The sequence below is a fragment of the Bradyrhizobium sp. 141 genome (assembly GCF_023074055.1).
Taxonomy (GTDB): Bacteria; Pseudomonadota; Alphaproteobacteria; order Rhizobiales; family Xanthobacteraceae; genus Bradyrhizobium.
The window spans coordinates 58,055-78,213 of record NZ_JADPKR010000085.1 but is presented as its reverse complement, the minus strand read 5'-3'; the positions used below and the strand labels follow the sequence as shown (position 1 = coordinate 78,213).

Here is a 20,159-nt window from a genome sequence, read left to right as displayed (position 1 = left end):
AGGCCGACCGAGGAACAACCCCGGCCGCGCCGCAGAATTCCGGTCACGTCAATGCGGGCAGGTCTCGACCTCGACCGTGACGTGGCTGAGGCCCTTCAGCCCGGCGAGCCGCCGCTTGTAAGCGGCCGGCTGCTTCGGCTGGTCCGACACCACCGAGAGCAGCACGGCACAATGGCCGGGGCCGACCTGCCAGAGATGCAGGTCGGTGACGCGGTCGTCGCCGACCTCCATGCGCGCCCGGATCACCCGCTCCAGCTTCTCGTCGGCGCGCACGTCGAGCAGCACCGCACCTGACGACTTGACGAGGCCAAACGCCCAGCTCGCGATCACCGCGCTGCCGATCAGGCCGACGGCGGGATCGGCCCAGACCCACCCCGAATACATGGCGACGGCGAGCGCTGCGATCGCCAGCACCGAAGTCGCGGCATCCGTCATGACATGGACATAGGCCGCGCGCAGATTGTTGTCGTGATGATGGTGGCCGTGGTGATCATGGTCATGATCGTCGTGCTCATCATGCGCATGGCTGTGGCCGTGCTCATGACCATGATGGTGATGATCGTGATTGTCGCGCAGCAGCCACGCGCTGGCGAGGTTGACGCAGAGACCGAGTGCGGCCACCGCCATCGCCTCGCCATAGACGATCGGCACCGGCGTAATTAGCCGCAGCACACTCTCATAGGCGATCTCGACCGCGACCAGGCCGAGGATGATCGCGCTGGCGAAGGCGGCGAGATCGCCGAACTTGCCGGTGCCGAAGGTGAAATGCGCATTCCCCACATGCCGCCGGGCGAAGCGGTAGGCGAAGGCGGCAATGCCGAGCGCCGCCGCATGCGTGCCCATGTGCCAGCCGTCGGCCAGCAGCGCCATCGAGCCGAACAGCGAGCCGGCCACGATCTCGCCGACCATCATGACCAGCGTCAGCACGACCACGAGCCAGGTGCGCCGCTCGTTCTCGTCGTGCTTCTCGCCCAGGAAGGCGTGGTCGTGGGTCCATTGTTCGATGGAATGCGAATGCATCGAATTCTCCAGAAGATTCAGGTCGCTTGTCACGCAATATAGACCGGCTGGCGCCAATTCTCGAAGGTCCAATCGTGCTTGCGGATTGACAGTGCTTCTTAGTTTCGCTGTAATCTGCCCCATGGGGATTTGAGCGATCTCCCCACGAGGCGACAGGCCCAAGCATCGCGTCCCGTTCAATTCTTGCGAGGACGCAACATGTCTGCATTCACAGCGATATCGTCTGACAAATTGGCACGGCTGATCGGCACGGCGAACGGCCCTGCCCTGATCGACGTTCGGACGGAGGAGGATTTTGCCGCCGACCAGCGGCTGATCCCGGGCTCCATCAAGCTCAGCCACGACAAGGTGACGGACTGGGGCGGCGCATTCGCCGGCCGCCGCGCCGTGGTCTCGTGCTTCCGCGGCGAGAAGCTCGCGCAGGGCACCGCGGCCTGGCTGCGCCAGCTCGGCGTGCAGGCCGAAACGCTGGAGGGCGGCTTCGAGGGCTGGAAGGCGGCCAAGCTGCCGCTGGTCGACGCCCGCAAGCTGCCGCCGCGCGATGCCAAGGGCCGCACCGTATGGGTGACGCGGGCGCGGCCCAAGGTCGACCGCATCGCCTGCCCTTGGCTGATCCGCCGCTTCGTCGATCCCAATGCGGTGTTCCTCTATGTGGCGCCGTCGGAGGTGGTCGCCGTCGGGGAACGCTTCAAGGCGGCACCCTTCGACATCGAGAACGTGTTCTGGAGCCACCGTGGCGAGCTCTGCACCTTCGACGTGATGATCGAGGAATTCGGCATCGCGACACCGGCGCTGCTCAGGCTCGCAACACTGGTGCGCGGCGCCGACACCGCGCGGCCGGATCTGGCGCCGGAGGCGCCCGGCCTGCTCGCAGCCTCGCTCGGGCTGTCACGGATGTATGACGACGACCTCGAACAGCTCGAGGCCGGCATGACGCTCTACGATGCCTTCTACCGCTGGTGCCGCGACGCCAACACCGAGACGCACAACTGGCCGACCAACAAGGTGAAGGCGTAATGGACACCCGTAACGTTCAAGCAGGAGCTGATGCCGGTCACGGCATCAGCTTCGGGGAAGCCTTTCGCGTCTGGCTCCGCGTTGCGTCCTTGAGCTTCGGCGGGCCTGCGGGCCAGATCGCGGTCATGCACCGCATCCTGGTCGAGGAGAAGAAATGGATCTCCGAAGGCCGCTTCCTGCATGCGCTGAACTATTGCATGCTGCTGCCGGGACCGGAGGCCCAGCAGCTCGCGACCTATGTCGGCTGGCTGATGCATCGCACCGCCGGCGGACTGATGGCGGGCGGATTGTTCATCCTGCCCGGCATCATCGCCATCATGGGCCTCAGCTACATCTACGCGGCTTTCGGCAATGTCAGCTTCGTCGAGGCCCTGTTCTTCGGTCTGAAGGCCGCCGTGCTCGCCATCGTCGTCGAGGCCGTGGTGCGCGTCGGCAAGCGCGCGCTGAAGAACCGCATCATGATCGCGCTCGCAGCCGCAGCCTTCGTCGCGATCTTCTTCTTCGCCGTCCCCTTCCCGATCATCATCATCGCCGCCGGCCTGATCGGCTATGCCGGCGCGCGGAGCGGCCGGCCCGAATTCGCGCCGGCCGGACACGGCCATGGCGACAGCAATGCAGTGATCGACAGCATGCTCGGCGAAGCCGTGCCCGAGCACGTGCGGCCCAATACGGCGCGCGCGATCCGCGTCGGTGCGCTGTGGCTGGCGCTCTGGCTGGTGCCGGTGATCGCGCTGCTCGCTGCCTTGGGTCAGGCCAACGTGTTCAGCCAGATCGCGCTGTTCTTCTCGAAGATGTCGCTGGTCACGTTCGGCGGCGCCTATGCCGTGCTGGCTTATGTCGCCCAGCAGGCGGTCGAGCATTATCACTGGCTGAAGCCGCACGAGATGCTCGACGGCCTCGGCATGGCCGAGACCACGCCGGGCCCGCTGATCATGGTGCTCCAGTTCGTCGGCTTCATGGCCGCCTACCGCGACCCCAGCGGCCTGTCGCCGATGCTGGCGGCGACCCTCGGCGGATTGCTCGCGACCTGGGTCACCTTCACGCCCTGCTTCCTCTGGATCTTCGTCGGCGCCCCCTATATCGAGCGCCTGCGCGGCAACACGGGCCTCGCCGGCGCGCTGAGCGCAATCACCGCGGCTGTCGTCGGCGTGATCCTCAACCTCTCGATCTGGTTCGCGCTGCATACGCTATTCCGCGAGACGGTGCCGGTGCACGCGTTTCCGCTGGATTTCGACAGGCCGGTGCTGACCAGCGTCGACATCCCCGCGCTGCTGCTGTCGATCGCGGCGGCAACGGCGATCTTCCGGTTCAAGCTGGGGATGCTGACGGTGCTGGCGGGGAGCTGCGCGGCGGGAGTGGCGTTGCGAGTGGCGGGGGTGATCTAAGGCGTATCCTCATCGGGTCGTCGCGTCCGGATTGCATCGAGAGGAGACGTTGCAGCCGACAGCGCATCACGACGGCTTGGGCCAGAAGCGGACTCATGCACCGCTGCAATTGTCGTCGCTATTCGATCACCTCGTCGGCGCGGATGAGTAACGAGGTAGGCACAGTGAGACCAAGTGCTTTGGCGGTCTTCATGTTGATGACCAACTCGAATTTGGTTGGCCTCTCTACCGGCAACTCGGAAGGCTTGGTGCCTTTGAGTATCTTGTCCACGTAGCCGCCCGCACGGCGCATCAGATCGCCCGCGTCGGCTCCGTATACCGACAATCCGCCATTGGCGTAATGTCGGAACAAGTACATTGCCGGCAGATGATATTTCGCCGCCAGCGCGATGATTCGCGGAGCCTGGACATAGGTGAGAGGATCACCAAAATCGATTATCGCATCGACGTGCTGAACGGCGGCCGAGGCAAAGGCGGCGTCGAGTTCTTCGGCCGTGGTCGCCTCAACTATCAGCAGAACTATACCGAGTATACCGAGCCTACGAGTCAGGCCGGGTATCTCTTCCGCCAAGTAGTGCCTTTGCATTGGGTTGTCGGGATTGACCAAGAGCGCGATCTTCGAGGCGCCGGGTACGAGTTCCCGAAGGATTTCGAGACGTTTAGCGAGGAAATCATCTGGTACCATGGTCGAAAGACCCGTTATGTTGCCACCGGGGCGTGACAGGCCTTGGACGAGGCCAAGCTGCACGGGATCGGCTACCCCCACGAATACAATCGGAATGGTGGCAGTCGCCGATTTCAGGGCCATGGCTGCTTGTGGTCCCGGAGCAACAAGGACATCCGGATTGAGTGCAACCAGGTCGGCGACGGAAGCTGGCAGTCGATCCGGGGGTTGGGAAAAGCGATACTCGATCACCAGATTTTTCCCCTCCACCCAGCCGAGACTTCGCAGCGTATCAACGAACACACGCTCGGCTTGGTTTAGGGCCCGCCCGCTCCCATCACCTATGGCAAGAAAGCCAAGTTGACGGCGAGCTCCCTGCGCCCTCGAGCGCCTTCGCGAAACGAGCAGTGCCGCAGTAGCCGCTATGAACTCCCGCCGCTTCATCGGATCCTCATCGCAGCTTGAGGACGATGGGAGACAAAGTATCACGTTCGATGGTCGCGCGGACTGCGATGCTGCGTCGCAAGTACCGCGTGTGGCGCAGGACGGCTTTGGGTCAAAGGCTGCCTTGACCAGCTTGCACGGCTTGTTCGGGTCATCGTCAGGAAGCAGACACCGCACCATAAGCTAGGGTCAGCGGCGGGCCACTTCCGGAATCATGCATCACAGCAAACGCTGCTCTATTCGATTACTTCGTCGGCGCGAGCGAGGAGATAAGGCGGGATAGTAAGGCCGATGCTCTTTGCTGCGTTGAGATTGATCGCCAGCTCGAATCTGGTCGGCTGTTCGACCGGAAGGTCGGCGGGTCGAGCGCCGTTTAGAATCTTTCCTGTATAATCGGCAAGCTGACGCTGAACATCGGTAATGCGAGGCGAATAACTCATAAGGCCGCCGGATTTGACGAAAAAAGACCATTCATAAGTCGCGGGGATCCGATACTGCTCGCACAACGCTGCGAGTTGCTCTCGACGTGCAATATAAAATGCATCTGGACTAACGAGAAGCGCGGCATGCTTCCGGTTTCTGACTTCGCCGAAGGCAACAGCAATTTGCTCGTCCGTACTCGCCTTCAGGACGTGAATTTCTCGGCCAAGCGACTTGGCCGCAGCTTCGGCATCCGAAACCACTACATTCGCATTTGGATTCGTTGGATTTACCAGCATGGCGATTGTTCCGCCTGCCGGCGTCAACTCTGCCAACAACTCAAGTCGCTTGGCGGTGAGTTGCGGAGTGTACATGCTCACGCCAGTCGCATTGCCTCCCGGCCTGTTCAAACTGGAAACAACGCCAAGATGTACCGGGTCCATGGCAATCGCAAACACGATCGGAATCGTCTTAGTCGCTGCCGTTGTCGCCAAAACTCCGTTTGTACCAGTGGCGGCGACGATTACTTGAACGCGATCCCGAATGAGACCTGCAATCAAGTCCGGAAAGCGATCATACTTTCCATCAGCGAAGCGGTACTCGATCGCCACGTTCTGGCCTTCTACAAAGCCGTTGGTGCGGAGACCATCCCGAAAGGCGACGAGCAATTCCTTGCTCTTGTCGGCTGTGTCGAAGCCGAGATAGCCAATTGTTGGAAGCGTGCCCTTTTCCGCGTATGCCGCACAAGGCGAGATAATTGTTGCGATCATGAAAAGCGCAATCAAATGTCGCCGCTTCATTGGAACCCTCAAGGTCGTGAGAGCACGGCATTCCCTATCGAGGATAGATCAATGAGAAGTCAGCGGGGTGAGCGTCGGCGCCACTTCATCGCTCCAGCGTGGCGAGATAGGCGGCGAGCGTCAAAAAATCTGCCTCGTTGAGCGCTTTGACGACGTCGATCATCGGCTTGCTCTCCGGCCCAGCGCGGAAGCCGTGCCGGTATTCGTAGAGCTGGCGGAAGATGTAGGTCGGCGAACGCCCGGCGATGCCTGGCACGACGTCCGTGCCGGTCAGCTTGTCGCCGTGGCAGGCGGCGCAAGCGATCTCGGGCCTTGCGGCCAGCCCGCGGCCGGCAGCCACGCTGCCTGTCGGCACGTAGGCGGTAAAGCGAACTCGCGCGTCGCGGTTGACGAAGCGGCCGACGTCAGCCGGCGTCTCGACGATGCGCGTGCCGATCGGCTCGCGTTCATCGCCTTTGGTGACGAAGAACCAGCCGGCGACGGTAGGCTTCGGCACGGTCTCAGTCTCCACCACATCGACCAACTTCCTTGGCTTAATGGCCGCGAAATATTCTGCCGCCGCCTTAATCTCATCGTCGTTCGCCGCCTTCGCAAGCGAGATCATCCATGCTTGCGGAACGCGGTCGGGCAATGCCGTGGAGCGCCTGCCGCTCCTGTAGTCGTGCATCTGCTGAATAAAATAAGCAACCGGCAGGCCAGCGATGTCGGCGTTCTCCGGACCGCCCGTGCCAGAGGCACGATGGCAGAAGCCGCAGGCGTAGACGTCAGGCTGGCGACCGCTCGTCACGACTGCCGGCATCGTCGGATGGTCACCTGGGTGCCAATCCGGCGCCAGGAAGCGATCGCGCGTTTGTGGGACCGTATAGCTCGCCGTGCTGTCGGGAACGCGGCGAGGTTGACCGTCATCCGGCGGCGGCTTGAAGTCGGGCGGGTTGTAAGTGTAGGCCCAAAACGGTGGCTTCTCGGTGACCTGCGCGTGCGCGCCCGCCGTACCTACGAGAATTATGGTCAGTGCACCTGCCGCCCGAGCGGCCGCTCCCAATCGCACCATGTTCGTCTCCGGCTTATCTGCCCAGACGGAACAGGTAGATTAACCACGAATCCGTGCTGAAACAATTGGCTTTCGTGGCGATTCAGGGCCGCATGCCCGTCGGGCAACACAGTCGGTCAGTTTGACCATGCCGCCTGTCAAGCCCCGTCGCTGAAAATATTCCCCTTTACCGAAATTCGGATTTGTCGTACACCCGAAACACCCTGGCCCGAGACGGGGGGCGGATCGCGATCGTCACGAACCGCGGGCTGGGCAGCGATGGACGCGACGGCGTCGGGCGCAACGGGCATTGCAGGGCGGGACACCGTGAGCAATCGCCTTTCCGCGCGAACGACACGACGCTGACAGCGTCTTCGCATGGCTTCGGGGGCGAGCACACGCCACCCCCCGGATTCCCAGCGACGACGTGCGCGGACGCAGAAGTCGTGTGGTCCCGACGCCCGGGGTCTGTGCGTCAAGTCTTGCGGTGATGTGGCGGCCCGACCGGGCGCGCGCATCGATATCCGCAAGGCGACGGGGGCAATAGTGCAACGCTCCCCGAGGAGAGCACGAAGGACACCGTTAAAACCATTCGCGCAGGGAAGGCCGGGCGACCGGCACACCTGTGGTCCACCCCGTGTGCATTTCTATCGCGCACGGATCGCGGGTGCCAGCCGGCGCCCGGCCTTCCCTGCGCCCTCGCCTTTTTCGAGGGCGGCCCGTGGAGCAAAACGCCGCGAGAAGGCGAACTCTCGTCTGCTATTTGAAACGCGAACTGGAGCGCGACGGCCTCGCCATTTACAATGACGATGGAGGAGCAGCAGACGCGCACTAGAACCGTCACCCTGAGGTGCGAGCCTCTTCGGCGAGCCTCGAAGGGCGACGGCCCGGCTCTCGCTGCTAGGGTATCGAAGCATCTCGGCCGTTCATCCTTCGAGGCTCCCGATGGCGCGCTAACGCGCCCCATCACTCGCTCCTCAGGATGACGGGATAAGTGGAGTTTGACCCGGGTAGAAACTACCGCATCATCATCCGCGCGATCGCTTCCCCGATCACCACCGTGGTGAAATGCGTGTTGGCGCGGCAGTCCGACGGCATGATCGAGGCGTCGGCGACGCGCAGGCCCGAGATCCCCTTCACCCCGCCATCGGGATTGACCACGCCATCGGCATCGCCAGCGCCGCTCATGCGGCAGCTGCCGGCGGCATGCTGGATGTCGCCGGTCTCACGGCGCAGCACTGCGTCAAGCTCGCGATCGGGCAGCGCTGCCGCCTGCGGCAGCGTCAGGTCGGTGTCGGCGAGCCGGATCCAGTCGGCAATGCCTGACAGCGCCGGCTGTGACGTGATCACGGCAAGCCGTTTCACCGCGTCCATCATGCGCAGCATGTCGCGGGGATCGGCCAGCATGTTCTCCTCGACGACGGGATCGATCGCGGGGTCGGTCGAGGCCAGCTTCAGCGTTCCACGCGAATACGCATTGAACAGGCCGGCGCCGATCGCCCCGGAGTTACCGATGCCGCGGTGATTGAAGGCGATCAGGATCATGTCGCGCGTGCCGCCGTCGGCGAGGCCCGAGGAATAGGTCACGCAGCAATTGGTGTGGCGGGTATCCTGATCGGTTGGCCGCAGATTTTCGTGGAGTTGGATCGTGGCGCGAAACAGCGGATGGTCAAAGTAATGCTTGCCCACCGGCAGGTCCTGCGCGACCGCAATTCCCATCGCCTTCAATTCGTCGGCCGGCCCGATGCCCGAGCGCAGCAGGATCGCCGGACTGTGGATGGCGCCGGCGCACAGCACGATCTGCCGCGCGCTGATCTCGTGGGTGCCCTGCCCCTCGATATGGACGCGGACTTCGGTCGCCTTTCCGTCGCTGATCAGCACGCGATCGACCAGCGCGTGGCCGCGAATTTCGAGATTGGCGCGGCCGCGCGCGGGCTCCAGATAACCCTCGTTGGTGCTGATGCGGCGCAAGTCGCGGCTGTTGATGGGATAGCAGGCAACGCCCTCGCCGTCGCGGCCGTTGAGATCGGCACACCGGGGATAGCCGCTCGCCAGCGCGGCATCGCGCAAGCCGCGATCGATCGGCCCCCATTTTTCCGGCGGCGCCCGGTAGACCGGCAACGGCCCGCCGCGTCCATGGCCCTCGGTGTCGCCGAACTCCAGATCGTCCTCGATCACGGAGAATAACGGCATCACCTCCCTGGCCGACCAGCCGGTGCAGCCATTGGCGGCCCATTCGTCGAAGGCGTCAGCAACGCCGCGGATGGCGATCTGGCCGTTCATCATCGAGGAGCCGCCGAGCCCCTTGCCGCGCCAGTAGAAGCGTGGCTCCTGCCCGGCCACGCGGCGCGACAAGAGATCAGGCCACTGCCATTTCTCCTGGTACTCGCGCTTGTGGATGATCGGGATCGGATTCGGCGTCCGCACTTCCCACGGCGCCTCGTCGGCACGCCAGTCCAGGCCCGCCTCGAGCAGCAGGACGCGCCGTGCGGGATCCTCAGACAGCCGCGCCGCAACCGCAGCGCCGGCGGAGCCGCCGCCGACAACAATGACATCGTACATCGCGCTATTTCTCAACGTTCGGGAAGACCGGCATGTCGGACGGTATCAGAGCGCGCAGAGCGGCGGAATATGAATTGGAGAGCGGCGCTGTCGCAGCTCGTCATTGCGAGCGCAGCGAAGCAATCCAGACTGCCGCCGCGGAAAGATCTTGGATTGCTTCGCTGCGCTCGCAATGACGTGTGGAGAAAGCGGCGCGCAACACACTCGTGCCCCGGACGCAGCGCAGCGTCACCCCGGCGATGCGAAGCATCGTCCGGCGACGGTGCGCTGCAGAGCCGGGGCCCATGTCTCCGAGCAATCCGTGTGGCGTGGGTCTCGGCTCTGCGCAGCAGCGTTGCACGCTGCAGCGCGTCCGGGACACGAAACGCCTACCCGATCACCTTGCCGAACTTGTTCGACTTCGGGAAACCCTTCGGCGGCAGGCGGCCGGCGTCGGCGCGGGTGCCTCGCCACTCCGCGAGCTCCTTCATGGTCGCAGAGAACTCGCGACCGGCAGAATCCTTCCAGGTGAGGCCTGCCTTGGCCTCGAACACGACGACGTCGGAGAGGCCGCCGTCCTTGTACTTCTGCAGGCGCACGCCGCGGCCGCGTGCCATTTCCGGCACCTGGTCGAGCGGGAAGACCAGCATCTTGCGATTCTCGCCGATCACCGCGACGGTGTCGCCCTGCACTTCGGTGACGGTGCGCGCCTCGTTCGGCATGTCGACGTTGAGAACCTGCTTGCCCTTCTTGGTGGTGCCGACGCAATCGTCCTCGTTGACGACAAAGCCCTGGCCCTCGTGGCTCGCGACCAGGAATTTGCGTCCGCCCTTGTTGACGAACAGCGTGACCGGCGCGGCCTCCGGCTCGAGATCGATGAACTGGCGGATCGGTTCGCCGTGTCCGCGCCCGCCCGGAAGCTTCGCGACATCGATCGAGTAGAACTTGCCGTTGGTGGCGAACAGCAGCAGCTTCGAGGTGGTCTCCGCGAAGAAGGCAAAGCCGAGCTTGTCGTCCTGCTTGAAGGCGAGCCCAGAGAGGTCCTCGACGTGGCCCTTCATGGTGCGGATCCAGCCCTTGTCGGAGACGACGACGGTCACCGGCTCGCGTTCGACGAAGGCTTCCTCGATCGCGGCCAGATCGTGCTCGGGGGCGTCGGCGAAGGTGGTGCGGCGCTTGCCGAGCGGCGTCTTCGGCCCGAACATGTCGCGGACCTTGCCGACCTGCTCGCCGACCTTCTTCCACTGCTCGGGTTCGGACGCCAACAGTCCCTCGATGCCTTTCAGCTCCTTGCGCAGATCCTTGTCCTCGGTGCGGATCTCCATCTCCTCGAGCTTGCGCAAGCTGCGCAGCCGCATGTTGAGGATGGCTTCGGCCTGCACCTCGGTGAGCTTGAACGCCTTCATCAGAGCCGGTTTCGGCTCGTCCTCGTTGCGGATGATCCTGATCACCTCGTCGATGTTCAGATACGCAATCAGCAAGCCGCCAAGGATTTCCAGCCGGCGCTCGATCTCGGCCTTGCGATGGTTGCTGCGGCGAATCAGGACGTCGCGCAGATGGTCGAGCCACTCGCGCAGGCCCTCGGCCAGCCCCACCACCTTGGGGACGCGCCCCTTGATCAGAACGTTGAGGTTCAGCGGAATCTTGTTTTCGAGCTCGGTGAGCCGGAACAGCGCTTCCATCATGAGCGCCGGATCGACGTTCTTCGACTTCGGCTCAATCACGATGCGGACGTCTTCGGCCGACTCGTCCCTGATGTCGCCGACCAGCGGCAGCTTCTTCTGGTCGAGCAGCTCGGCGACCTTCTCGATCAGGCGCGACTTCTGCACCAGAAAGGGAATCTCGGTGACGACGACGACCCAAGAGCCTCGCGCGCCCTCCTCCTGCTCCCACCTGGCGCGAACGCGGAACGAGCCCCGGCCGGTGGTGTAGGCTTCAGCGATCGCCTGCTTGGAATCGACGCAGATGCCGCCGGTCGGGAAGTCCGGGCCCTTGACCCACTTCAGCAATGCCTTGGATTTCGCGTCGGGCTTCTCGATCAGATGCAGCGCGGCGTCGCAGAGCTCGGCCGCGTTGTGCGGCGGGATCGAGGTCGCCATGCCGACGGCGATTCCCTGCGCGCCGTTGGCGAGCAGGTTCGGGAAGCCGCCGGGCAGCACGACCGGCTCCTTCGACTGGCCGTCGTAATTGGCGCGGAACTCGACGCCGTCCTCGTCGATGCCCTCGAGCAGAAGCCGCGCGACGTCCGTCATGCGCGCTTCGGTGTAGCGGTAGGCGGCGGGGTTATCGCCGTCGATATTGCCGAAATTGCCCTGGCCGTCGACCAGCGGATAGCGCGAGGAGAAATCCTGCGCGAGGCGGACCATGGCGTCGTAGATCGCCTGGTCGCCGTGCGGATGGAACGAGCCCATCACGTCGCCGACGATTTTGGCGGATTTCTTGAAGGCCGTGCCGGGATCGAGCCTGAGCAGGCGCATGCCGTAGAGGATGCGGCGGTGAACCGGCTTCAGGCCGTCGCGCGCGTCGGGCAGCGCGCGGTGCATGATGGTGGAGAGCGCATAGGCGAGATAGCGCTCTTCCAGCGCTTCACGCAGCGGCACCTCGTGAATTTCGGCCGGCTCTTGCGGCGGAATCAATCGTTTTCCCATGCCGCCCGGTTAAACCGTGGAAGCGAATCGGGCAAGGATGGATTGGTTCCCTGTGGGCGGCCTAATGGCCTGCCCACCCGGCTGTCACGGTCTCGGTTTTGGCCTGAGCCGGCGCCGGCCCATTGGTCAGACAACGCCGGGCGGCTTCGATTTCAGCCTCCGTCGCCCCCTTGGACCGCGCCCATGTCTCTGCGGCCGCAGCGGAATATTTGGCCACATAGTACCGGACGACCGTGCAGGATGCCCGGCGAAATACGCCGGGTTGCGGCTCGCCGGCCATTGCATCAGGCGCAAACGCGAGCAGCGCCGCGGACAAGGCGAATCCCCTGATCAACATTTAGGCTGTCCCCGTTGTGGAACCTCAGCGCCAATTCCATCACCCCGGATTTCGTTCCGCGGAACTCCATGTCGAGGGACAACGCAGAGTCCCGCTTCGCTCATGGCGCCGGGATCGCCGCCCTCGCCTGCTGCCGTATCAGGGCATTGATGAAGCCGGCGCGCGCGTCGGAATGGCCCTGCCCCCGCGGCTCCAGCACATGGCGCAGCAGGAACAGGCCCGTGAGCCGAAAGCCGTCCTGGAGGTCCTGCTCGGTGAGGTCGCTCGCGGTTTCGCCCTGGCGCAGAAACGGCGGCAGGCGCAACAGGCGGTCCCGCCACGGCTCACCCGCGCCGCGCGACACCGCGCCGCCGGATTTCGGCGAGACGTAGATCAGGTCGGTGGTCTCGCCGGTCACCGCACAATTGTCCAGCGCCAGCCCGAAGCCGAGCTCGGCGAGCATCGCCAGCTCGAAATGGATGACGTGGACGGCGGCGCCGCCGATATCGTCGAAATCGTCGAGCGAATGCTCGAGCAGCGCGAAGATCTCCTCGTGCGGATCGCGCTCCGGGAGCAGCCGTGCAATCGAGGCCAGATGAGTGACGCCGTAGACGCCATGGGATGATCCGAGCAAATTGGCCGCGCGCAGCTTCAGTCCCTCGATCGCATAAGTGCCGAGATGCTCGTCGAGCCGTGCCCGCCACACCACACTGACGCTGTTCCCCGGCTGGAGCAGCGGCCGCATCCGCGAGCCGGCGCCGCCGCGCACGAGGCCGAGATGCCGGCCGTGTGCGCGCGTCAGCAGTTCGACGATGGCACTGCTCTCGCCATGCCGCCGCACGCCCAGCACGATGCCCTCGTCGGTCCATTCCATGGGAGGAAGTCTATCGCATTTCGGTCGGCCGTAGGGTGGGCAAAGCGAAGCGTGCCCACCAATTTGACCCGCAACCAAACATGGTGGGGGCACGGCGCGCGGAGCGCGCCTTTGCCCACCCTACGGCCCTTGCGCACGCCGTCAGGCGTTGAACCAGCCTTGCGCGTCGCCGGTGAAGGAGAAATACAGGCCCAATGTCGTCAGCGCGCAGGAAACGATCTCGATGGCGCTGTCGAGCTCCATCCCCTTCTCCCCGATGATCTGGCCGAGCGAGATCACCGACAGCACGAGGGCTGCCGCGAGCACAAAGCGCGGCCAGTTCTTGCGCCAATGCGCAGCTAACCGGACGAAGTAGACCAAGAGCAGGATCATGCCGCCGGCGAGCAAGGTCCCCGTCATGATCATCTGCTCGGTCATCTCGGCATTGGGCGTGCGGTCCTGCACCGCAACGGACAAGGCGTCCAGCATCAACGATGCATAGAGCAGCGCTTCGAAGCGCCGGACGTTGCTGGGCACGCTCATCGGATACCGATCTTTTCTTGGTTATTCCCTGGGAAAGTCCAGGCCCATCTCGCGGTAGCGATCCGGATCGTCGCCCCAGTTTTCGCGCACCTTGACGAACAGGAACAGATGCACCGGCACGTCCAGGATCTGCATCAGCTCCTTGCGCGAGTCCGCGCCGATCGACTTGATGGTGGCGCCGCCCTTGCCGAGCACGATCTTGCGCTGGCTTTCGCGCTCGACGAAGATCGTCTGCTCGATCCGCACCGACTTGTCCTTGCGCTCCTCCCATTTGTCGGTTTCGACCGTGGACTGGTAGGGTAATTCCTGGTGCAGCTTCTGATAGATTTTTTCGCGCGTGATCTCGGCCGCGAGCTGCCGCATCGGCGCGTCCGACATCTGGTCTTCGGGATAGAGGTAGGGACCCGCCGGCACCATCTCTGAAAGCGTCGTGCGGATGTCGTCGACGCCATCGCCCGAGATCGCCGCAATCATGAAGGTCCGCGCGAACTTCATGCGCTCATTGGCGGCCTGCGCCAGTGCCAGCAATTTCTCGCGCTGGACCAGATCGACCTTGTTGATGACAAGGATTTTCTCGTGATTGACGCTGGCCGCCTTGGTGAGGATCGCCTCGGCTTCCTCGTCGATGCCGGTTTTGGCATCGAGCAGCACGCAGACGAGATCGGCGTCATGCGCCCCGCTCCAGGCGGTCGAAACCATGGCGCGGTCGAGCCTCCGCTTGGGCAGGAAGATGCCGGGCGTGTCGACCAGGATGATTTGCGCATTGTTCTCGATCACGATGCCGCGGATCAGCGCGCGCGTGGTCTGCACCTTGCGCGAGACGATCGTGACCTTGGCCCCGACCAGCGCATTGACCAGCGTGGACTTGCCGACGTTCGGCGCGCCGATGAGCGCAACGAAGCCGCAGCGCGTCGCAGTGGGCGTCTCGCCGCTTGCTTCAGCCGTCATTGCTGCCGCCGACGCCTTCACGTTCGATCATCACCGAAGCTGCCACCTTCTCTGCTGCGCGCTTGCTGCCGCCGATGCCTTCCGCCGGCGCGAGGCCGGGCAGATCCACCGCGACGCGGAATTGCGGATCGTGGTGCGGGCCGGTGCGCTCGACCTCGCGGTAAACCGGCGTCGGCAGCCCCTTGCCCTGCGCCCATTCCTGCAACACGGTCTTGGGATCGCGCAGGGGACGGCGCGGCTTGTGCATGCGCTCGGTCCAGTTGCGTTTGACGAAATCGGACGCCGCCGCGTAGCCGCCGTCGAGGAAGACAGCGCCGATCACGGCCTCACAGATGTCGCCGAGCACCGACTTGCGCAAGCGCGCGTCGGCGCTGGGGCCGACCGAGCCCAGCTTGACGTCGTCGAGCAGACCGAGCGACTTGGCGACGTCGGCGCAGCTTTCCTTGCGCACGAGCTCGGCAAGGCGCTTGGACAGCTCGCCCTCATCGGCGTTCGGGAAGGCGTGATAGAGCATGTCGGAGACGACGAGCCCGAGCACGTGGTCGCCGAGAAATTCCAGCCGCTGATAGCTGTCGCCGCGCTTGCGCCCGGACTTCAGCGCCGAGACATGCGTGATCCCCTGCATCAGGAGGTTCGGGTCAGTGAAGCTGTAGCCGATGCGCGCCTCGAGTGCCGCGTTGGCATCGGTGCCCTTGGCCTTGCTGCTCCGCGTCCGCTTCTTCTTCGCGGGCGCCTTGGTTTCAGGGGTCTTGGTTTCAGGATTCTTGGTTTCAGGATTCTTGGTTTCAGGATTCTTGGGCGCAAGGCTCTTGGTCGCAGCTTCGCCGTCGGGGCCCGCTTGGCCCTCGGTCGGTTGGATCGCGATGTCCTTGGCTTCGTCTTTCATCGGACGATTTTGAAGAAGCGATTCCAGCGCACCGCCCACGGCCAGCGCCAGAACATCCAGGCATGCTCGCCTTCGGCGATGGAGAAGAAGATCATCTGGGCGCGGCCGATCAGATTCTCCTGCGGCACATAGCCGACCTGGCCGAGAAAGCGGCTATCGGTGGAATTGTCGCGGTTGTCGCCCATCATGAAGAAATGGCCTGATGGCACGGTGTAGACGTTGGTGTTGTCTACATAGCCATTGTCGGCGCAGTCGAGCGTCTCATAGGACACGCCGTTCGGCAGCGTTTCCTTCCAGCGCTTCACCCGGGAGATGCCGCCACCTTCCGAGCCGCAGGGCTCCTCGCCGACATATTCGCTCATCCGCTGCCGCTCGACCGGCGCGTCGTTGATGTAGAGCAGCCCGTCGCGCATCTGGATGCGGTCGCCGGGAAGGCCGATCACGCGCTTGATGTAGTCGGTGGAATCGTCCTTCGGCAGGCGAAACACGACGATGTCGCCGCGGCTCGGGTCCGAGCCCCAGATCCGTCCGGAGAACAGCGGCGGCGAGAACGGAATCGAATAGTGGCTATAGCCGTAGGAATATTTCGAGACGAACAGATAGTCGCCGACAAGCAGCGTCGCCTTCATGGAGCCGGACGGGATGTTGAACGGCTGGAACAGGAAGGTGCGGATCACCAGCGCGATCAGGAGAGCGTGGATCACGACCCGGATCGTTTCGCCGACGCCGCTTTCAGTTTTCGTTCCCGAAGTCACGCTCATTGCTCTCTCAATTCCGGCCGGCGATCACAGAGCGCCCTCCTCCCGCGAACGGCCCACCGGTTCGCGGCGCAAGGAGATTGTCCTGATTCTGATAGTGAGGGCCAATTCCGGCGTAAAGCCGAATTCGCCCAAGCTGATTTGCGTCCGCGGACTTTTAGACGGTTGTCGGAGGCCACGCAATCAAGGATCGCATTAAAACTTCATAAGATATTGATTTATAACACAAATCATAAAATCCCGACACCCAGTCAGGGTTTGGGCAGCGGCACGGCGGAAATGATGACGAACGCCTGCGCCAGTGGCCAGTCGTCCGTGATCGACAGGTCGATCTGCGCCTCGAACCCTTCCGGCGTCAGGGCCTGAAGCCGGGCCAGGGCGCCGCCGGTCAGTTGCATGGTCGGCCGCCCGCCCGGCAGATTGACCACCCCCATGTCGCGCCACCACACGCCGCGCCGGATCCCGGTGCCGAGCGCCTTGGAGCAGGCTTCCTTGGCGGCGAAGCGCTTGGCGTAGGTCGCCACCACCATTTTCTCGTTCTTGGCGCGCCGCTCCGCCTTGGCCCGCTCGGCCGGGGTGAAGATGCGGTCGAGGAAGCGCTCGCGATGGCGCTCGATCACCTTGGCGACGCGGGTGATGTCGATGAGGTCGGAGCCGATGCCGATGATCACGCCCGGCTCCGGCCGCGGTCCATCGCCGCGCGCATGCTGCGAACCGTCTCGGCAAGACCGACGAACAGCGCTTCACCGATCATGTAGTAGCCGATGTTGAGCTCCATGATGTCAGGCAGGGCCGCGATCGTCTCCGCCGTCGCATAGTCGAGCCCGTGCCCGGCATGAACCTCTAGTCCGGCGGCCTTGGCCAACTTCACCCCCGCTACGATCCGCTGCCATTCGGCCTCGGCTTTCTCCGTGTGGCCGTCGACCACGGCGTCGCACCAGGCGCCGGTATGGATCTCGATCACGGGCGCGCGCAGCCGCGCCGCCATCTCGATCTGGGCGGGATCGGCGGCGATGAACAGCGAGACCCGAATACCGGCATCGTTCAGCCGCGCAATGTAGGGTGCGAGCGCGTTGTGCTGGCCGACCACGTCGAGCCCGCCTTCGGTGGTCACCTCCTGGCGGCGTTCCGGCACCAGGCACACCGCGTGCGGCTTGGTGGCAAGCGAGATGCGCATCATGTCGTCGGTCGCCGCCATCTCGAAATTGAGCGGCTTTGAGATCTCGGCCTTCAGCCGCGCCATGTCCTGGTCGCGGATGTGGCGGCGATCCTCGCGCAAATGGGCGGTGATGCCGTCGGCGCCGGCCTCGATCGCCAGCAGCGCCGCACGCACCGGATCGGGATGACGGCCGCCGCGCGCGTTACGCACGGTTGCGACGTGATCGATATTGACGCCGAGGCGAAGCGGAGAAGCGGGCATTTCAGAACTCGCGAAATCAGAGGGACCGGCGCATGCGAGATGCGCCTATCCATTAACACGTTCGACTTTGGCGACGACCGCCTTGGCGCGCAGCTGGGCCAGGATCGCACTCAGATGCTTCAGATCGTAGACTTCGAGATCGATCGTCGTCTCCGTGAAATCCGGTGAGCGGCGCTGCATGCTGATGTTGTCGATGTTGCCGTCGTGCTCGGCGATCACGGTCGCGATCTGCGCCAGCGCTCCGGGCTCGTTGACGTTCTCGACCTTGATGCGGGCCGGGAATCGCTGCGGCGCGGAGTCCTCGATGTCCCAGCGGACGTCGAGCCAGCGCTCCGGCTCCTCCTCGAAATCCTTCAGGGCCGGCGCCTGGATCGGATAGATCGTGATGCCCTCGCCCGGCGTGACGATGCCGACGATGCGATCCCCCGGCACGGCGCCGCCGTTCGGGGCGAACTTCACCGGCAGGTCGGAATTGATGCCGCGGATCGGAATGGCGACCGGGCTGCGCGGCGACTCCGACGACTTATCCTTGAGCTTGGCGGCAAGCCCCTTCTTGACGCCGTAGCGCGCGATGCGCTCCTCCTTGTAGTCCGGGTACATCGCACGCGCGACGTGGGAAGCCTTGATCTCGCCGCGCCCCACAGCCGCCATCACGTCTTCGATCGAGGTGCGTGCGAGCCGCGGCAGCGCGCCCTTGAGCTTGTCGTCGGCATATTCGATCTTGGCGCGCTCGAACAGGCGCTCGACGATGCGCCGGCCGAGACCGGCATATTGATCGCGCACGGCAGTGCGCGTGGCGCGGCGGATCGCGGCGCGCGCCTTGCCGGTGACCGCGAGCGTTTCCCAGGCCGAGGGCGGCGCCGATTGCGCTTCCGACGTCAGCACCTCGACCTCGTCGCCGTTCTGGAGCTCCGAGGACAGCGGCGCGAACTGGCCGTTGATCTTGCAGCCCACCGCGCTGTTGCCGACGTCGGTATGCACGGCATAGGCGAAGTCGATCACGTTGGCGTGGCGCGGCAGCGCAATCAGCTTGCCCTTCGGGGTGAAGCAGAACACCTGGTCGTGGAACAGCTCGAGCTTGGTGTGCTCGAGAAATTCCTCCGGGTTGGCACTCTCCGAGAGGATGCCGATGGTGTGGCGCAGCCAGGCGAACGCGTTGGACTCGCGCTTGAGGAATTCGGTCGGCGAGCCGACGCCCTCCTTGTAGAAGACGTGCGCGGCGATGCCGCGCTCGGCGATCTGGTCCATCGCCTCGGTGCGGATCTGCAGCTCGACGCGCTGGTTGCCGGGGCCGATCACCGTGGTGTGGATCGAGCGGTAGTCGTTCTGCTTCGGCGTCGAAATGTAGTCTTTGAAGCGCCCCGGCACGACCGGCCAGGTGGTGTGGACGATGCCGAGCGCGCGATAGCAGGCCTCGATGTCGTTGACGACAAGGCGGAAGCCGAAGATGTCGGACAATTGCTCGAAGCCGACCGACTTGCGCTCCATCTTGGTCCAGATCGAGAACGGCTTCTTGCGGCGGCCATAGACCCGCGCCCCTAAGCCCCTGTGGCGCAGATTGTTGGAGAGCTGGTCCTCGATCTCGCCGATCAGATTGCGGTTGCGTTCGGCGAGCGCGTCGAGGCGCTGCATCACCACCGAATAGGCTTCGGGATCGAGGGTGCGGAAGGACAAATCCTCCAGCTCCTCGCGCATTTCCTGCATGCCCATGCGCCCCGCCAGCGGCGCATAGATGTCGAGCGTCTCCTCGGCGATGCGCCTGCGCGATTCCGTCGGCACGAAGTCCAGCGTGCGCATGTTGTGCAGACGGTCGGCGAGCTTGACCAAGAGCACGCGAACATCGTCGGCAATGGCCAGCAACAATTTGCGCAGATTTTCGGCCTGCTTGGCCTCCCGTGACACCAGCTCGAGCCGCTTCAGCTTGGTCAGGCCCTCGACCAGGGCGCCGATCTCCGGCCCGAAGATCTGGTCGATCTCGGCCCGTGTCGCTTCGGTATCCTCGATCGTGTCGTGGAGCAGCGCGGCCACGATGGTGGCGTCATCGAGCTTCAGGTCGGTGAGAATCGCTGCCACTTCGAGCGGGTGCGAGAAATACGGATCGCCCGAGGCGCGGGTCTGCGAGCCATGGGCCTTCATGGCATAGACATAGGCGCGGTTCAGCAGGTCTTCGTTGGTGTTGGGATTGTAGGACCGGACGCGCTCGACGAGGTCATATTGACGCATCATGCGCGCGCGGGGCTTGGTCGGGCGGGCGACCGGCGCAGTCGGGGCCACGGCAACCGATTCGGTTGCGGCCTGCATCTGCGTGGATCTGCGGCGCCGAAATACCATGCCGTCCTGCCTTCAAACGGGCCCTAAGCAGCCCGCTGCATACATCTTAGCTCCGATCGCGCTTGTGTCCGATCAATTCGGTGACAGGACGCATCGCCAGCGACAACGCTATGGTAACCACGAAAACGCCAACAA

At 64.2% G+C, this 20,159-nt stretch carries 17 protein-coding genes; 2 read left to right on the top strand and 15 right to left on the bottom strand.

What is annotated here, in order from left to right:
* Nucleotides 1-48 precede the first annotated feature (48 nt).
* A complete protein-coding gene (dmeF, locus tag IVA81_RS26360) occupies nucleotides 49-1,020 on the bottom strand; it encodes a CDF family Co(II)/Ni(II) efflux transporter DmeF (RefSeq protein ID WP_247323382.1) in 972 nt (323 codons plus the stop codon).
* A gap of 198 nt (nucleotides 1,021-1,218) precedes the next feature.
* Here dmeF and IVA81_RS26355 point away from each other — a divergent pair, with 198 nt between their 5' ends.
* Nucleotides 1,219-2,037 carry a chromate resistance protein ChrB domain-containing protein gene (locus IVA81_RS26355; RefSeq protein WP_247323379.1) on the top strand — a complete coding sequence of 273 codons (819 nt, stop codon included), beginning with the start codon at nucleotides 1,219-1,221 and terminating at the stop codon, nucleotides 2,035-2,037.
* A complete protein-coding gene (gene chrA / locus IVA81_RS26350; protein WP_247323377.1) occupies nucleotides 2,037-3,422 on the top strand; it encodes a chromate efflux transporter in 1,386 nt (461 codons plus the stop codon). Before IVA81_RS26355 ends, chrA begins: the two co-directional genes overlap by 1 nt.
* Nucleotides 3,423-3,540: 118 nt before the next feature.
* Here chrA and IVA81_RS26345 read toward each other — a convergent pair whose 3' ends face one another.
* The 14 genes from IVA81_RS26345 to IVA81_RS26280 form a co-directional block, all read right to left on the bottom strand.
* Nucleotides 3,541-4,530: an ABC transporter substrate-binding protein gene (locus IVA81_RS26345; RefSeq protein ID WP_247323375.1), complete on the bottom strand. Its 990-nt coding sequence runs from the start codon at nucleotides 4,528-4,530 to the stop codon at nucleotides 3,541-3,543.
* A gap of 236 nt (nucleotides 4,531-4,766) precedes the next feature.
* Nucleotides 4,767-5,750 carry an ABC transporter substrate-binding protein gene (locus IVA81_RS26340; RefSeq protein WP_247323374.1) on the bottom strand — a complete coding sequence of 328 codons (984 nt, stop codon included), beginning with the start codon at nucleotides 5,748-5,750 and terminating at the stop codon, nucleotides 4,767-4,769.
* Between the two features lie 85 nt (nucleotides 5,751-5,835).
* On the bottom strand, nucleotides 5,836-6,801 hold the full coding sequence (locus tag IVA81_RS26335) for a cytochrome C-binding protein (RefSeq protein WP_247323372.1): 966 nt from the start codon (nucleotides 6,799-6,801) through the stop codon (nucleotides 5,836-5,838).
* 996 nt (nucleotides 6,802-7,797) lie between these two features.
* The gene (locus IVA81_RS26330; protein WP_247323370.1) at nucleotides 7,798-9,342 is read right to left on the bottom strand and encodes a GMC family oxidoreductase N-terminal domain-containing protein; all 1,545 of its coding nucleotides are present in this window, start codon (nucleotides 9,340-9,342) and stop codon (nucleotides 7,798-7,800) included.
* A gap of 368 nt (nucleotides 9,343-9,710) precedes the next feature.
* Nucleotides 9,711-11,969, bottom strand: a complete 2,259-nt coding sequence (gene parC, locus IVA81_RS26325) for a DNA topoisomerase IV subunit A (RefSeq protein ID WP_247323368.1) — start codon at nucleotides 11,967-11,969, stop codon at nucleotides 9,711-9,713.
* Nucleotides 11,970-12,030: 61 nt separating this feature from the next.
* A complete protein-coding gene (locus tag IVA81_RS26320; protein ID WP_247323366.1) occupies nucleotides 12,031-12,306 on the bottom strand; it encodes a hypothetical protein in 276 nt (91 codons plus the stop codon).
* A 100-nt stretch (nucleotides 12,307-12,406) separates the two neighbouring features.
* The gene (gene recO / locus IVA81_RS26315) at nucleotides 12,407-13,159 is read right to left on the bottom strand and encodes a DNA repair protein RecO (RefSeq protein WP_247323364.1); all 753 of its coding nucleotides are present in this window, start codon (nucleotides 13,157-13,159) and stop codon (nucleotides 12,407-12,409) included.
* Between the two features lie 141 nt (nucleotides 13,160-13,300).
* On the bottom strand, nucleotides 13,301-13,681 hold the full coding sequence (locus IVA81_RS26310; RefSeq protein ID WP_247323363.1) for a hypothetical protein: 381 nt from the start codon (nucleotides 13,679-13,681) through the stop codon (nucleotides 13,301-13,303).
* 21 nt (nucleotides 13,682-13,702) lie between these two features.
* The gene (gene era / locus IVA81_RS26305; protein ID WP_247323360.1) at nucleotides 13,703-14,629 is read right to left on the bottom strand and encodes a GTPase Era; all 927 of its coding nucleotides are present in this window, start codon (nucleotides 14,627-14,629) and stop codon (nucleotides 13,703-13,705) included.
* Nucleotides 14,619-15,515, bottom strand: coding sequence for a ribonuclease III (rnc, locus tag IVA81_RS26300; protein ID WP_247323358.1), 897 nt, complete (start codon nucleotides 15,513-15,515; stop codon nucleotides 14,619-14,621). Before rnc ends, era begins: the two co-directional genes overlap by 11 nt.
* A complete protein-coding gene (gene lepB, locus IVA81_RS26295) occupies nucleotides 15,512-16,276 on the bottom strand; it encodes a signal peptidase I (RefSeq protein WP_247323347.1) in 765 nt (254 codons plus the stop codon). Before lepB ends, rnc begins: the two co-directional genes overlap by 4 nt.
* A gap of 248 nt (nucleotides 16,277-16,524) precedes the next feature.
* Entirely contained in the window at nucleotides 16,525-16,944 is a 420-nt protein-coding gene (gene acpS, locus IVA81_RS26290; RefSeq protein ID WP_247323345.1) for a holo-ACP synthase, read from the bottom strand.
* Nucleotides 16,941-17,693: a pyridoxine 5'-phosphate synthase gene (locus IVA81_RS26285; protein ID WP_247323343.1), complete on the bottom strand. Its 753-nt coding sequence runs from the start codon at nucleotides 17,691-17,693 to the stop codon at nucleotides 16,941-16,943. The genes acpS and IVA81_RS26285 overlap by 4 nt, the downstream gene beginning before the upstream one ends.
* A gap of 45 nt (nucleotides 17,694-17,738) precedes the next feature.
* On the bottom strand, nucleotides 17,739-20,024 hold the full coding sequence (locus IVA81_RS26280) for a bifunctional (p)ppGpp synthetase/guanosine-3',5'-bis(diphosphate) 3'-pyrophosphohydrolase (protein ID WP_247323333.1): 2,286 nt from the start codon (nucleotides 20,022-20,024) through the stop codon (nucleotides 17,739-17,741).
* Nucleotides 20,025-20,159: the final 135 nt, after the last annotated feature.